At 41.5% G+C, this 14,750-nt stretch carries 12 protein-coding genes; 3 read left to right on the top strand and 9 right to left on the bottom strand.

The annotated features are described in order from the left end of the window. The first annotated feature begins 287 nt into the window (after positions 1-287). Entirely contained in the window at positions 288-1,490 is a 1,203-nt protein-coding gene (locus CDG77_RS03580; protein WP_094328043.1) for an FtsW/RodA/SpoVE family cell cycle protein, read from the top strand. Positions 1,491-1,740: 250 nt separating this feature from the next. On the opposite strand, the gene CDG77_RS03570 is transcribed toward CDG77_RS03580, so the two are convergent. The 3 genes from CDG77_RS03570 to rpiA all read right to left on the bottom strand — a co-directional run bounded on the left by CDG77_RS03570 (position 1,741) and on the right by rpiA (position 7,480). After that, positions 1,741-4,059, bottom strand: a complete 2,319-nt coding sequence (locus tag CDG77_RS03570; protein WP_094328042.1) for a COG1470 family protein — start codon at positions 4,057-4,059, stop codon at positions 1,741-1,743. Between the two features lie 13 nt (positions 4,060-4,072). Beyond that, positions 4,073-6,307, bottom strand: coding sequence for a hypothetical protein (locus CDG77_RS03565; RefSeq protein ID WP_094328041.1), 2,235 nt, complete (start codon positions 6,305-6,307; stop codon positions 4,073-4,075). A gap of 465 nt (positions 6,308-6,772) precedes the next feature. Next, the gene (gene rpiA / locus CDG77_RS03560) at positions 6,773-7,480 is read right to left on the bottom strand and encodes a ribose-5-phosphate isomerase RpiA (RefSeq protein ID WP_094328040.1); all 708 of its coding nucleotides are present in this window, start codon (positions 7,478-7,480) and stop codon (positions 6,773-6,775) included. A 298-nt stretch (positions 7,481-7,778) separates the two neighbouring features. Here rpiA and CDG77_RS03555 point away from each other — a divergent pair, with 298 nt between their 5' ends. Then, the gene (locus tag CDG77_RS03555; protein ID WP_094328082.1) at positions 7,779-8,453 is read left to right on the top strand and encodes an S-layer homology domain-containing protein; all 675 of its coding nucleotides are present in this window, start codon (positions 7,779-7,781) and stop codon (positions 8,451-8,453) included. Positions 8,454-8,487: 34 nt separating this feature from the next. Here the strand turns inward: CDG77_RS03555 and CDG77_RS03550 are convergent, their stop codons facing one another. Then, on the bottom strand, positions 8,488-9,729 hold the full coding sequence (locus CDG77_RS03550) for a hypothetical protein (RefSeq protein WP_094328039.1): 1,242 nt from the start codon (positions 9,727-9,729) through the stop codon (positions 8,488-8,490). A gap of 429 nt (positions 9,730-10,158) precedes the next feature. Here CDG77_RS03550 and CDG77_RS03545 point away from each other — a divergent pair, with 429 nt between their 5' ends. Continuing rightward, positions 10,159-10,779: a CP12 domain-containing protein gene (locus CDG77_RS03545; protein ID WP_189524919.1), complete on the top strand. Its 621-nt coding sequence runs from the start codon at positions 10,159-10,161 to the stop codon at positions 10,777-10,779. A 68-nt stretch (positions 10,780-10,847) separates the two neighbouring features. Here CDG77_RS03545 and CDG77_RS03540 read toward each other — a convergent pair whose 3' ends face one another. The 5 genes from CDG77_RS03540 to CDG77_RS03520 all read right to left on the bottom strand — a co-directional run bounded on the left by CDG77_RS03540 (position 10,848) and on the right by CDG77_RS03520 (position 14,568). Further along, positions 10,848-11,963 (bottom strand): LptF/LptG family permease, encoded by a 1,116-nt coding sequence (locus CDG77_RS03540; RefSeq protein ID WP_094328038.1) that lies wholly within the window; start codon positions 11,961-11,963, stop codon positions 10,848-10,850. 360 nt (positions 11,964-12,323) lie between these two features. Then, positions 12,324-13,052, bottom strand: a complete 729-nt coding sequence (gene lptB / locus CDG77_RS03535; RefSeq protein WP_094328037.1) for an LPS export ABC transporter ATP-binding protein — start codon at positions 13,050-13,052, stop codon at positions 12,324-12,326. 30 nt (positions 13,053-13,082) lie between these two features. Then, positions 13,083-13,580 (bottom strand): LptA/OstA family protein, encoded by a 498-nt coding sequence (locus tag CDG77_RS03530; protein ID WP_094328036.1) that lies wholly within the window; start codon positions 13,578-13,580, stop codon positions 13,083-13,085. 233 nt (positions 13,581-13,813) lie between these two features. After that, complete coding sequence (locus CDG77_RS03525; RefSeq protein WP_094328035.1) at positions 13,814-14,206, bottom strand: DUF309 domain-containing protein; 393 nt, start codon at positions 14,204-14,206, stop codon at positions 13,814-13,816. After that, a complete protein-coding gene (locus CDG77_RS03520; protein ID WP_094328080.1) occupies positions 14,203-14,568 on the bottom strand; it encodes a ferredoxin thioredoxin reductase catalytic beta subunit in 366 nt (121 codons plus the stop codon). Before CDG77_RS03520 ends, CDG77_RS03525 begins: the two co-directional genes overlap by 4 nt. Between the last annotated feature and the right edge of the window lie 182 nt (positions 14,569-14,750).

Genomic DNA, 14,750 nt, shown 5'->3' with positions numbered 1-14,750 from the left:
TCGCTATCGCTGCGTTCGTAATGACAAGTATTTATCCAGACATGATATGAGTTACACCCGCAAGGGCACGGCACTCCCGTGCCCTTACAACTTGCGATAGAATGTTGTACCGCATGTAAATTGGAACCGCTATAGTCAACGCAATTTGTCAGAAATATTAATCGAGCCGTGTATTAAAGTTGACAACTCTAAGATTTATGGTTGTAAAGCCTACTTATAAGTTATAAGTTATGATTTATGAGTTTTATTTCTAACTCCTAATTCCTAACTTTTTACCTGTACCGATCGTGAATCTACGCCGCCTGATTCCAATTTTTGATAGTTCAGTCTCCAACTGGGCACTAGAAGCGCGGTTGTTGCGCTGGTTAACGTTGATTTGGCTGTTCGTCGGCTTGATCATGCTATTTTCAGCATCCTATCCTGTCGCTGATGCCCGTCAGAATGATGGATTGTACTATTTTAAGCGTCAACTACTTTGGGTTTTAGTTTCCTTGATCGGATTCAATATTATTGTTAATTTGCCATTGCAGAAAATTTTGGGAGTATCCCATTGGTTTTTGTTGCTGTTTTTGGCGTTAATTTTTGTCACACTGATCCCAGGATTGGGAAAAAAGGCTTTTGATGCAGCGCGTTGGATTTCGATCGGGCCGGTTCCGATTCAACCCTCAGAATTAATTAAACCCTTTTTGGTACTACAAAGTGCGCGGCTTTTTGGTCAATGGGAACGAATCAGTTGGCGAATTCGCTTGGCTTGGCTGGGTATTTTCGGTCTGGTACTTTTAGGAATTCTTGCCCAGCCTAACTTAAGTACAACAGCACTTTGCGGTATGACTATTTGGCTAATTGCTTTAGCAGCTGGCTTACCTTACAAGTACCTGGGAGGAACCGCAATTGGTGGAGTAATGTTGGCAATACTCAGTATTAGTATTAAAGAGTATCAACGTAAGCGGGTGATGTCATTCCTTAATCCTTGGGCGGATGCTACAGGAGATGGCTACCAGTTGGTGCAAAGTCTACTCGCCGTGGGTTCTGGTAGAACTTGGGGTTCTGGATATGGGCTTTCTCAACAAAAGCTGTTTTATTTACCCATTCAGGATACCGATTTTATTTTTGCGGTGTTCGCCGAGGAGTTTGGTTTTGTTGGCAGTATGGTGTTGATGGTGCTTTTAGCTACATTTGCCACTCTTGGATTAATTGTGGCGCTGAAGGCTAAAAACCCAGTGCATCAATTGGTAGCGATCGGTGTGACGATTTTGATGGTAGGACAATCATTGCTCCATATTGGTGTGGCTACAGGTTCTCTCCCGACTACTGGCTTACCTTTGCCCATGTTTAGTTATGGTGGTAATTCCATGATTGCTAGCTTAATAGCTGCTGGGTTGCTGATTCGAGTAGCACGCGAGAGTAATGAAGCTGAGGTCGTTCCGTTGCAAAAACCCCTGCTGGAAAATGGGCGCAAACGTCGAAGTTTTCATAAAACCAGGAATTGACCTACACTGTGGATGAATATTTAACACTTTTGAATACTTACTCGCCATATATCAAATTAGAGCCACACAACAAAGAGTCTTTACTTTTAGCGTTGAGGCATTGGATAGAAGATAAATTTGGAGGCACTCTTCAAATTTCATACATATCTGCTTTTCACATCGCTCAAAAGGTATAGCTTATGAAATTTTGGTAAGTAAGATTGTGCTGGATAGATATCTTAACAATTAACTTACCAATGGCGATCGCTTATTAAAAACCTTGCCTTAGAGGTAAGGGACTCTTAAATGGGCTATTGTTGGGTGGCAGAGGAGGTGGAATTGGGTTAATGCTAGGTATAGGAGTAGGCACTACTTTTTTGATAACTGTGATTGCAAACCCTCTTTGCTGGGGTTGTTGTTTGCCAGATATATCATTAACTTGCAGCGAAATTTGAGATGGGAAGGCTAGATTGACTGGAAGTTGCTTTGAGCCAGCTAGTGGAACGTCATCCCCGTATGGCTGAAGTTTAACCTGAATATTTTCCCCTTCTACTCTCCAACTCAGAGTAGCAGTTGTTCCTTCTTTCAGTTCTAGATTTTGTTGTTCACTACCGTTGATTGTGAAAGAAACAATCTTAAATGGTTTAGGCAATATTTCTATTTTAGATTCAGTCTTTTTAGCACTAACTTTATCACTTCCATTATTAGGAAAAGCTTTGATTTCAAAGCCAAACTTACCAGCTTTGTATGCTGTTAGAGGAATATTTGTACATCGTAGCTGTTGATTTTGTTGTGTACACAGCTTTTTAAGCTTAGGGTCTGCAAGATTGCCTTGATTAAATTTATAAGTAATTGGTTCGCTATATGATGTACCATCATCTGCACTACCAGCAAGTTGAGCTTTTGCCAACAATAATGGACGGGCAATTATCCAACTTAAAAGAATATTTTGACCTTTTATATACTGTAGTTTATCTGTTTGGAAACTAAGCACTTCAGCAATTTGTTTTTCAGCTATTTCTACTTGGGTTGTTTGACTTACGACTTGAGTCTTTGGAGAAAGGATTTCTATGCCATTACGATAAAAAGCTTGTAATTCAAAAGTGTAATTTCCTTTGGTTTTAACTCCAGTTTTAACATTGCTACAAATTAGCTCTTGTTTTTCTTGTACCTGACAAGGAGGTATTTCATTAGTACTTGCTTTACCTAGTGTTTCAGGAATGCCATTCCTAAAATCATAGGTAATAGGCTGAATTGCTTGGGAACCTTTAACCATCAGAATCAACATTTGCAATTGTTGATAGTTGTGAATATCCCACTTTAAAGCTACCTCATCCTCCTCTTCAGTAATTCGAGGATTATTAGCACTGAAATTTTCTAATCTTAAAGGATCGGGGTTTAAAATTCGCCAGATGATAAATCCTATCCCTCCCAATAATCCTAAAATTGCCAAAATTAGCAGAAGAAATTGCCACCAAGGACGAGGTTTCCATACCAAACTTCCTTGGGGCAATGTGTTAGGTAGGGGTAAATTTGCTTGGTCTTTGATATCGAGTTGAAAGTTCACTACTAACCCTGCACCAAACCAAGGTCGTCGCCACCAAGGTCTGGGTTTGACCGTCAAATTGGCCACTGCACTTCTATTAGGCAATAATCTGACTTCAGTCGGATCGAATTTGTAAGTATATAGTTCTTCTTCGTCTCGACTTTTTAAGTCTAATATCAGTTCTCGGACAATATTACCCTGGTTTGTTAGTGATAATTCGTACTTGCCAAGACTACGGCTAACTTGTCCCAAAATAGTATTAAGTTCTATATCTAGGCGATAATTTGTTGGAATTTGGATATATACCAAATCTAGTAATACTAAGTCGGGAGAGTTTTCTGAATACAAACGGATTGTCGGAGAATAGCTTCCCGCGAGGGTATCCCCAGGTGGGTGAAATTTCAACAATATTTGACCTTGAGTACCAGGATTGAGTTCTAGTGCAGTCACATCAGATACTAACCCTGTACCCTCAAATCCAGTTGTCGGATAATTGATTGTGAACCAGTCTTCGTCTAAATCTGGACAACTCAAGCGAAACCTGTCTACGAGATAAGAGCGATTATCAACTATTACCTCCACTTGTAGAAATTCACTAGGATTGAAAACTAGCGGCTTATTAGGGTTGGTGTTCGGTCTAAGGGAAAATGTCGGGTCGTTCACCCGAATTGAAGTCTGTTCTTTGAGCAGAACCTTGATTTGGTTAGGGAAGGTTATGGGTGTATCTTGGGGATAATGTTGAGGGGAATCAACGACTAATGTATAGTCATAGGTTCCGGGGAGAGCATTTGCGGCGATTTGAAACTCAAATTTTACTTCGTCACTATTCTGTTGGGGAGCTAATGCTAAACTTTCTCTAGGCGAACTAGACCAACCGGTTAAACTTTGAAATACTTCGTCAAAAACGAAATATAAGTCAATAACCGCACTTTGATCTCCTTGATTAATCACAACTATATAAAGTTCAATAGTATCTCCTGGCATCCCAAATTGAATTCCAGGTGGGTTGATAATAACTTGCAGTGGATTAAATTTAGCTTGCATGTCATTGACTCCCTTATTTGACGTGGTGTAGTTTGACCTGAAAATCTTCACTACCACTCACAATCATGGTTCCTTGATTAGTTTTCAAGTCGATGTTATTAATTTTTTTAGAACTTTGGTAAATTGTTTTACCTTCTGCTGCCTTTATTTTGTCGAGTTTGTGTTCAGGGGTTAAGTACCAAATTACCACTCGTCCATCATCGCCACCACTTACTAAGAGACTACCATCCCCACTAAATGCCAGACTACGCACAGATGTTTTTGATGCTGCCCAACGATCTATTGGCGAACAATTCAGTTCATTGATTTTTTCCTGCGGATTGCGATTTTTGCGAGTTTGGCACTGATTCAAATTCCAAATTGTAATGAATCCCGCAGAATCAGAAGTTGCTAGGATTTTTTCTGCCGAGTTAGGAACAAAAGCCAATCCCCAAATATAGTCTTCACGCCCAATTAATGGGTCTAGTTTTTCTAGATTTTGCACTGATAAAGCTGGGAATTGTTTATCAGATGGGGTTGGATTCCATTGCCACAAGATGAAACGCTTAAAGTTTCCAGCAATTACTAGAGTTTTTGCATCTGGGCTGAGATTTAATGCCCGGACTTGGAAACCTGATAGTTTCAATGTACTTTGTACATCGATAACTTGCGGTTCTGGCAGAAAATCGCTGTTAGGTGCCGATCTTGACCATACTCTAACTTTACCACTGCCATAGCCACTGAATAAGTTAAGTGAGTTTGAGGTGAAAGCTAAGTCAAAAACGCGATCGCCTTTTGCTTTAGGATCTTTAAGGTCTTGAAGTTGACCGATCTTTGCACCTGATGGTACATCTCTGAGTTCAATTACACCATTATCTAAACCAACAGCAACACGATCGTTTTGTAAAGGCATGAAGCGTAAGACTTCTACAGCGTCATCGGTAATTGCCATCAAACCCTTGGGCTGTTGGTGTCGATCGCAAGCAATGGGTTGCCCAGAGTATGTTACTGTATCGTCGGGGTCTAAACTATCAGTACCAATTCTCCAAAGTCTTAATGTACAATCATCTGAGCCACTGATCGCAGATAAACCAATGCCGCTAAAACGCACTGAGTTTACGGAACGTGTATGCATTACATCTCTTGGTTGCAGTAATAATGCTAGGAGTGCGGCTAATAGTGCGATCGCAGCTAGTTGCAGCCATAGAGGTATAATCGGCTGAGTCTCTACTTCTAATGTCTGCGTAGCTGGATCTGTACTCCCTAAACGTTGGTCGGATAATTCAGATTTGGCTTCTAATAAGAGAGTTTTGCCAATTCCTACCCAAGGGCGTTTTGTTTTCACATCGAGAATAACTTTACTTGTTTCTCCTAAATGGAGGTTGGCAACTTCGGGAAGCTTTTTGAAACTGCATTTTCGCCCGTCTCTACCCTGTACCTGCACATTAATTTGCTGGTTGAGGTTGCTAGCATTTTTAAATAGTAATTCAAAAGAAGCTGTATGAGATTTCCAGTTAGGCAACCATGCCGATTTACTAGGAATTTTCAGGTGTTTTTGGGTGGTGGTAAAATCTATAAAACCCACAGGTAAAACTTCAATTTTGCCTTCAGCATTGGTTGGATAACCATTATTGCTAACAGCTTCAATAGTAAAAGGGTAATTTTGGCTGGGTGCTTGGACTACAGAAGGAGGTTGACATTGAAATGTGGCTTCTGCCGAGCCACCTGGTTCTAGAGATAATCGGCGTTCTGCACTACCTGTCAGCCAAGATGGATCGACACCTGTAAAACGTAGCACCACATTAGTTGGTTGTTGCCCCAAATTCCGCACCCGTACTGGTATATCTACAGAATTGCGGGGATAAACTTGGAACTCTCGCACAGGTAATTCTACACTTAAATGTGTTGGTCTGTTGTCTCGCTCGATTTTCAGGCGCAGCACAAGTCTGCACTGTTGTGCTAATTGCGGTGAAAAAATATTCACCATCAGGTTAACAGTACCGACAAATCCCGGAATCGGTGTATTGAATATGAAGACTTGGAATATGGTACTACTCCCTGGTGGTTTAGCTGCTGCCACCTCTGGTTCGAGTCGATACCAGCGATATCCTGTATTCCGGGTTTCTCCGGCGGCGGTAATTTCTATCTGAAAATTGACAAAGCGATCGCTATCATTATTGACAGTTACCTCAAATGATACAGGAGTATCACCTGGACGAAAGGTTAAGTTCTGAGTAGAAAGACTGGCATTAATAACGCTTTTTTCCATACTATTACTTATAATATTTTTTTATACTTTGGATGATTAGCACTATTAAAAAATTAATGTCTGCGAAAACGTGACTATTTGCTAATGGTAATAATATCAGTATTTTTACTAGTATTACTGCTATAGGAATCCGGTTTGATTTCTGAAAAGATACGTAGGGTGTGTTACGAACTCCGTTCTAACCACCCTACAATAGCTAATTTTGTTCAAAAATCAAATAGTAATCCTATATGTCAGCCTAAATAACAGGCTTATTTAAAAATGGGAAGAAACTTCACAATTCATTAATGCAGAGTTAGATGAAAAGGGCAATTTAATAAATATTGGGTAAGACGTGGGTAAAGTAGCGATCGCCCCAATGTGCGATGAAGAATATAAATTTTGGTTAAATTAGTATTTTGATTAACTAGATATGTTGCTTAATTTTGGATTTTAGATATCTCTAAAATCCAAAATCTATAACTCTTAAAGTTGCCGCACTAATGGCTGACCATCTTTAACTTCACCGACTAAAACTAAATCGACACAGTTAACAAAGATACCATTTTCCAGAACACCGGGAATGTTATTCAATATCTTTTCTAAGCTGACTGGATCTTCAATAGAGTCAAATCTGACATCTAAGACAAAGTTTCCTTGGTCAGTGATAACTGGGCCAGCTTTTTTGATACCCATGCGGAGTTCTGGTTTACCGCCGAGTTTTTTGATGGCATTGGTAACAGGAGTAATTGCCATTGGAATCACTTCCACGGGCACTGCGAAACTAGAACCTAAGCGGTCTACCAACTTACCACTATCGACGACGACGATAAACTGCTCTGCTAGGTAGTCTACGACTTTTTCGCGGGTATGTGCTGCACCACCGCCTTTAATCAAATTCTTCTGCGGATCGACTTCATCTGCCCCATCAATGGCAATATCGATGTGGTCAATGGCATCCAAAGTGGCGAGAGGGATACCGTACTGTTTCGCCAGCACTTCTGACTGAAACGAGGTAGGAATGCCAATGATATCTTTGAGTTCGCCAGACTTGAGGCGATCGCCTAAATACTGAATCGTATATGCTGTAGTTGACCCCGTACCCAACCCCACAATGGAACCCGACTTGACTAGGGCGGCGGCGGCTTTGCCAACTTCTTGCTTCATCAACTTTACGGGATCTGCTGCTGTCATTCCCAAAACTCCTGAAAAACTGACTATAGTCCATATTAGTGGGCAGATAACGTCAAAAGATGAAAGCTAAAAAACAAGTTTTTGCTGATTTCTACTTCCTTTATTAGGAACTTACAAAAAATAAAACATCCTAGTGTTCGGAACAAAGGAAAAGCTACACCATACATAGCTACGCAACATTGTCCAGCCTAAATTCGTCACTAGCTGAGTTACAGGTTATTAGGAACAGCAAATTTTGCGTTAATCTCAGTAACGTAGTTTTTGAAATTCACGTTAGCGGCTAAAAGTGGTTATGGTAATGCGTCAGCTTTCAATTACTCTATCTTTAGTGGCACTACTACAAAATTTACCAGCAATTGCTCAAGTGCCAGAAACTACTTCTGCAATCCCATCTGATTCCATTCAACAGGTAACTGCTGCTAAATGGATGACAAACTTTTCTGATGGCAAGTTTTATCCAGAAAGGTTACTGAGTCGGGCCGAATTAGCATCAATTATGGTAAAGGCATTTCGGCTAGATAAAAGAGAAGCTGTTAGCAAAGAAAATTTAGTTATTCCAGATGTTCCTCGTTCTTATTGGGCATTTAATGATATACAGACAGTCTTAAAAACTGACATCATGAAAGGCTATCGAGGCAATGAATTCTTTCCTAACCAAAAGGTGACAAGGGCAGAAGCTCTGGCTATTTTCGCCCAGGCTTATGGTGTATTTCAATTTCCTGATGCTGCTGTGAATGAGATTCTGGCTTCCCATCCAGATGAAAAATCTATCCCAACTTGGGCTAGAAAAGCGATCGCTACAGTAGCTAGTGAGGGATTTCTCAACACAGATGCCCAAGGCAATATTTTCCCATTGAAACCCGTTACCCGTGGAGATATGGCTTATGTATTGAGTAAATATTTACAACGACAACAGCAACAACCTGAAACACCAGAAGTTCCGATGATTCCAAATAGCCCACAATCACCCTAGCTAAATTTTATTTAGTCAAGTAACCTACTTAGAATCAGTTTTGACCTGGACTTCTATACTTGTCTCGAAGTTGGCGAAGATATAAGGAATTAGACTGTGTTGGTTGCTGCTGCACATAATTCCCATAATTAGGCTGTGTTGGTTGCTGCAAGCCAGAATTCCCATAATTAGACTGTGGTAATTGTGTCGGCTGCTGCAAACCATAATTACCATTTATGGGGGTGACAATGCCTTGACTTGGCATCTGGTTCGAGTAAGGTGAAATATTACTTGGTGCGCCAGAGGTAACTGGGGGCGTTATTGGTGATACATTAGGCACTACCTGACCGTTATTGAAATTATTGTAGGGATTTTGCGGTAAGTTCGTACCCGTTGATGTATAACCTGTACCAGTAGTTAACCCAGTATTAGGTAATACCTGACCGTTATTTAAATTATTGTAGGGATTTTGCTGCAAGTTCGTACCAGTTGACGTGTAGCCCGCCCCCGGAGTTAATCCATTACTTGGTAGAGAATTCTGACTGGGTAAGGTGTTAATAGGTGGCATTAACGTTGTTCCTGCGTCAGAGACTTGACCCACAGTATTTGGCACTGTTGCAGTACCATTGAAGCTAGACAGCTTCTGATTTGTTGATTGGTTGAGTGCTGCTTGCAGAGGGTTGATGGAGACAGAATTTTGAGTCTTGTTGGTTTGATTTGTGAATCCAATTCCCAGACTAGAGGATGTTTGTTCGTTTCCTGTTGGTTCAGATGGTGAAGTTAAGGTATTAAGACCTAGAAACTGGTTATTACTATCAACTGTCCCCATCCGCAACGAATTTTCTGCTTGGACAACAAAGGGATTTTTCAAAATTGGGGGAGTATCACCGTTAACGCCTGAAGCCGGATTTAGCTTGGTATCGCGATCGGACTTTTGTTTGTTAATTACATCTTCTAATAAGCCCTTGCTATTTTTTTCCTGAGTCTTTTCCTTGGGCGTATTTGGCGTTACTGAGAGACTTGCTTGCTCAAAGTCATTAAACAAAACCGGTAGGTTATCAATATCGGCTGCGATCGCTCTATTTTCTGCTGACAGGGAAGAGTCAGCAGGCGTTTGTGAAGAGACTTGGCTTTTTTGCTTATAAACAAAAATATCTGGGTTTGACCAGTATTCCCAGGTTACTAGCCCTACGACAGATAAAAAAATTGCAGTTCCCCAAAAACCAGGTCGCCCTAGATTCCATAACCTGGCTTTGAGATAGCGTAAGTATGCGGGAGGATAAGAAGGATGTGGCATGGGATTAGTAATTGAAATTTACTCGAGATCAGGAAAACTTGATGGGATCTGAAGGTGTTGCTGTTTAATGCTTTTGATTTCCTCAATAGGAAATATCTCAACTAAAGTTGGATAGTGATTTCATCCTAACTTCTCCATCAGTTATTAGTCATTACCAATAGACATGTAGTAGTCAAAAATTTACTTTCTAGTGGCTGGAGCCTTTGAGAAGATTTTTGAGAAAGTTATGGCAATTTATGGTTAGTTTTTCGGTATCGGTCACATTGGATATCATCAGGAGTTGATAGTTGCTCTAAGTTTATTGTTGTAGCTGGACAAAAGTTCAACTTTTTTACTTTCTAGTTAGCAAACTGTGCGCTGCAATGCTTCGATACATACGCCTCTGAGGGCGCTGTGCCGCACTGTACTATTTACCAGGAGACTACAGCAATGATGAGAGCTGAAGATATCATGACCAAAAACGTAGTTACCATTCGCGGTTCGGCGACTGTTGCTGAAGCAGTGGCGCTGATGAAGGAAAAAAAATTGCGGGCGCTGGTTGTGAATCGTCGCCATGACAATGATGCTTATGGGATCGTCACAGAAACGGATATTGTCTATAAGGTAACTGCCTACGGTAAAGATCCAAAGCAAGTTTGGGTTTACGAGATTATGAGCAAGCCCTGCATTGTGGTCAATCCTGATTTGGGTGTGGAATATGTAGCTCGGTTATTTGCTAACACTGGTATTCATCGCGCACCTGTGATTCAAGGCAAGCTCTTGGGTATCATCTCGATTACCGACATTTTGACCAAAAGCGACTTTGTAGAAGCCCCAAAAGCGCTACTGCTGGAGGAGAGAATTCAAAAAGCAATTGAACAGTCTCGCGCTATTTGCACTGAACAAGGTGCTTATTCTAAAGCCTGTGCAGCCGCTTGGGATGAGGTAGAAGAACTTCAAGCAGAAGCCGCTCATCAGAAAGCTGAGGGTATGGTATCAGCCAAAGTCTCTTTTGAAGAATACTGCAAGGAAAATCCAGATGCACCGGAATGTCGAAATTATCATCCGTAATTGAAGTGTGAGGATGAGGGGAAGATGGGGGAGCAAGGGAACAATTATTATTCTTCATCCCCCTCAATTTACCGTTTGGCAACTCGCATCAACAAAAATAGACCGATTCCGAAGAAAAGAAAGTTAGGCAACCAAGCGCCCATAAAGGGAGAGAGGGCACCTGCTTGCGCGATCGCACCACTAATAAAGAAAATTAAATAGTATGAAAAAATAACTACAACGCTAATCCCAAAGCTGGTACCTCTTCCAGTTCGCTGGGGTATGCTTCCCATTGCTGCACCTACTAAGCCAAAAACTACGCATACAAAGGGTAAGGAAATTTTTTGTTGAATCCGCACTTCGAGTTTACGAATTTTTTGGCGATCGCCACCGAGAAGTTCTACTTGTAGTTGATCTAGTGCTTCAGCAATATTCATCTCACCATAGTCACGGCTTTTTTCTGCTAGACTTAATGGCGTGCGCGGTAGTTGCAGTTGTTGGTGTTCAAATCTGACGATGTTGCGATAAGAGCGATCGGCTGCAACAAAATAAATAGTACCGTTGTAAAAATCCCAGACATTTTGAGAAGGATTCCACTGGGCAGATTCTGATACTACAATTTGATTCAGATTTTTTGTTGAGCGGTCTATAATTGTCAAACCTTTCATCCGCTTACCATCAAATTGGTCGGCGTAAAACAAGCGTGTCAATATTCTATTTCTAGAGCCATCAGGCTGTGTAACATCTTGGTATTCAGGATAGAAAATATTTTGCTGGTTAAAAGTGGGCTTGTCTGATTTAAGGGCTTTATCCAGAGTCATCGCTGCTTGGTAGTTTGCTGCCGGTGCAATTTGTTCGTTGAATACAAATGTCATTCCTGTGACTACAAGACTCAACATCACAGCAGTTAGCACTATGCGATAGACGCTAACCCCACAACCACGCAGGGCAATTAGTTCGCTCTCACTAGAAAGACGACTGTAGGTCATCAAAGTAGCCAGCAGCGTAGACATGGGGAAGGCTAAAACGATAAAGTTGGGAAACTTTAACAAAAAAACCTGAATGGCAATGTCTATGGGTAGCCCAGATTCTACAATTTTTCTGATCAGATCGAATACAGCATCAATTGTGACACCAAGTGATGAAAAAGCTCCGACACCAAAGAAAAACGGCGCTAACAATTCGCTAGCAAGGTAACGATCCATGATCGTAAAAGGTAGCAGCGAACGGAGCTTGTAGAAAGACGGGAAGTTCTTTGATATCATAAGCAATTTGAACAGTTAAATATTGGCAACCCTGGTGAAGGTAGGAAGCAAGAGGCAGGGGCAGGGGGCAGGGGGCAGAAATAAAAAAATAGTCTTCAGATTTGGTGTTGAAGTCTAAGTTCTTTACCTCACTTAGTTGCAAAACTTAGTTGCAAACGGCTGTATTTAGGATCAAAATTTAGTTTTCAATGGGTAAGAAAGTAGAATCAAATAAATTAGATTAAAATTTTAATTTATTTAATTTAATTTCAATTAAATATAAAAATAGCCTTTGAAATTATTAACTAAATAATTGTAAATTTAAACTTGAAAATTATCCCCTAAATAATATTGCCGCACGAGGGAATTGCTGTAGAGTTCGTCAGCAGCACCAAAAGCGAGAATTTGTCCCTCACGCATGATGTAGGCGCGATCTGTGATGGCGAGGGTTTCGCGGACATTATGATCTGTAATTAAGATTCCCATACCGCGATCGCGCAGTTGTGCGACAATTTGCTGAATTTCTGAAACTGCGATCGGATCGACTCCCGCAAATGGTTCATCCAAAAGTAAAAATTTTGGCCCTTCTCGGCCAGCAGCTAAAGACCTTGCTAATTCAGTCCGCCGTCGTTCACCACCAGAAAGTTGAATTCCTTTGCTATTGGCTAATTTTTCCAAGCGAAACTCCCGCAGTAAAGTTGTGAGTCGTCTTGACCACTCCCATCGTGGCACATTCGTTTGCTCTAGCACCAACAGAATATTATCCTGTACCGAGAGTTGGCGGAAAACACTTGGTTCTTGTGCTAGATAACCAATACCCAGTCGCGCCCTTTGGTGCATTGGCATTCCCGTAACATCCAGATTACCCAGCCAAACTTTTCCTTGATTGGGCTTTTCTAAACCTGTGGCAATGTAAAAGGTCGTCGTTTTACCAGCCCCATTGGGGCCTAGTAAACCAACGACTTCGCCCTGAGCAACAGAAAGATTAACACGATTGACAATTACTCGCTTGCCGTAAGATTTGTGAATATTCTCTAAAACAATTTTCACGCTGGAAGCACCCTTTCTTGGTGATAAATGCTAATTAGAAGGCTTCAAAGGGGGTGTTTTTGGGGCAGGTGTCGCCGTTTGTCCACCATTATCTGATTCCTCGATCATGTAGATAGACTCTACCTGACGGTTAGATTGGGGTAAGGCAACAAATCGCCCTTCATCAATTAAATACGTTACCTTCTCTGCCCGAATACTGTTACCGCCCTGTTGCAAAATATAGACGTTGCCACTGAAATCAATTCGGCGTTCTTTACTAAAGTACTGTGCTTGGGCAGATGTTGCCTGAAGTTGACGAGCAGGATACAACATCTGCACGTTGCCGCGAGCGGTGATTACTTGATTTTTCGCGTCATATTCTTGCACATCAGCGCGGATGGTGAGGGGGCGATTGTCTTTAGATGTTTGTGCAGTAGCGGTTTGCACTTGGGTAGGGAAGGCAAAAGCGCCCCAGAGTGCAGCTGGGAGTATTAAAGCTAATCCCAAGCGACGGATCTGGGATATGGGCAATTGATAGCAGGGCATCATAGCAATTGGGGATTTAGGATTTCAGCTTGCATTCTAATTATCTCAAGTACTTTATCCAGATATGAAATATCCAATCTGGAGTGATTTCCGATAACTACTGGCTGAAATAGTGACGCTACCCCCAACCTCAAGGTTTCAGGTAACTGGTATCTGAGTAAAAATGATGTAGGCAGAATTCATGAATTCTGCCTAGCAAGGATTTCGGGCGACGCATAACTAATTTCACCAGAAGTCTAATCAGTAGTCAGCACAATTTTAGGTAAAGATAAGATTTGATCTTTTCCCAAATCGCCTGATGCAATCTTATCTGGCCCTATTTGTTGTAATGTCGTCAACAATGCTGCGCTCTGACTCAATAGTTCATCTACATCAACGCCACCGTAACTAGATGGGTAACGCCGTAGGCGATTGCCGCCTTCTCCAAGTAGAATTACTGCACCTCGCCAGTTGCGATTCTCTAAATGATACAGCGCTACAGAAATTTGGAGAATGCCTTGATAAAAGGTTTTTTCTGGTTCGCTGGCTTCAATCCATAAAGCCTCTAAAGTGTCATGACAGGCGTAGAACTGACCAGAATTGAACTGTTCTACGCCTTGCCAAAACTCTTGGGGGATGGTTTCGCTCATCCCATGCTGTCTCGGACTTCTTTAATTGTTTCGAGAGAGATATCTTGTTTTTCGCCAGCAAACTCGTTGTCAGGGGTGAGGAACAACATGCAATGGCACTCTTTGCGTTCTCTCATTGGCACACAGGGACAGTTCCAATATGTGGCATGGACTTCAGCCTCTTTATCTTCATAATGGCGACAGGGACATAAAGGCGCACCTAGTTCGTCTTTATGTTTGGCTAGCCCTTCAATCACAACTGCGGTAACAGAAGGTTCAGAACAGAAGTATGTTCCAGTCCGCTTGGCGTATTGTTCGGAAAAATGCCGCATTGCCTCTAGGCTTCTATCGCTGGATTTTGTGTTATGTTCTGATGTGATCATGTCGCTCATAATTTAAATATTTCTTTGCATTGTACCTCAGCCTCATGTGGGGATTACTGGGTGGATTTCCCCAACCTTGCCCGCCCAAATTGTTTTAGTTTCGCTCTAAGGCTGATATGTCCGGCGTACTGGGATCAAACAAAATTTCAGAAATCACAGAAGTTTTATTTGAATGGGGACTG

This window comes from Nostoc sp. 'Peltigera membranacea cyanobiont' 213 (assembly GCF_002245975.1).
Lineage (GTDB): Bacteria > Cyanobacteriota > Cyanobacteriia > Cyanobacteriales > Nostocaceae > Nostoc.
Note: the sequence above shows the minus strand (reverse complement) of the source record. Positions and strands in the feature narration are given on the sequence as shown.

Excerpts from the sequence above, each read along its gene's own strand:
- CDG77_RS03570 (WP_094328042.1), bottom strand. The coding sequence starts at position 4,059 with ATGCAAGCTAAATTTAATCCACTGCAAGTTATTATCAACCCACCTGGA.
- CDG77_RS03565 (WP_094328041.1), bottom strand. The coding sequence starts at position 6,307 with ATGGAAAAAAGCGTTATTAATGCCAGTCTTTCTACTCAGAACTTAACC.
- rpiA (WP_094328040.1), bottom strand. The coding sequence starts at position 7,480 with ATGACAGCAGCAGATCCCGTAAAGTTGATGAAGCAAGAAGTTGGCAAA.
- CDG77_RS03555 (WP_094328082.1), top strand. The coding sequence starts at position 7,779 with ATGCGTCAGCTTTCAATTACTCTATCTTTAGTGGCACTACTACAAAAT.
- CDG77_RS03550 (WP_094328039.1), bottom strand. The coding sequence starts at position 9,729 with ATGCCACATCCTTCTTATCCTCCCGCATACTTACGCTATCTCAAAGCC.
- CDG77_RS03545 (WP_189524919.1), top strand. The coding sequence starts at position 10,159 with ATGATGAGAGCTGAAGATATCATGACCAAAAACGTAGTTACCATTCGC.
- CDG77_RS03540 (WP_094328038.1), bottom strand. The coding sequence starts at position 11,963 with ATGGATCGTTACCTTGCTAGCGAATTGTTAGCGCCGTTTTTCTTTGGT.
- CDG77_RS03530 (WP_094328036.1), bottom strand. The coding sequence starts at position 13,580 with ATGATGCCCTGCTATCAATTGCCCATATCCCAGATCCGTCGCTTGGGA.
- CDG77_RS03525 (WP_094328035.1), bottom strand. The coding sequence starts at position 14,206 with ATGAGCGAAACCATCCCCCAAGAGTTTTGGCAAGGCGTAGAACAGTTC.
- CDG77_RS03520 (WP_094328080.1), bottom strand. The coding sequence starts at position 14,568 with ATGATCACATCAGAACATAACACAAAATCCAGCGATAGAAGCCTAGAG.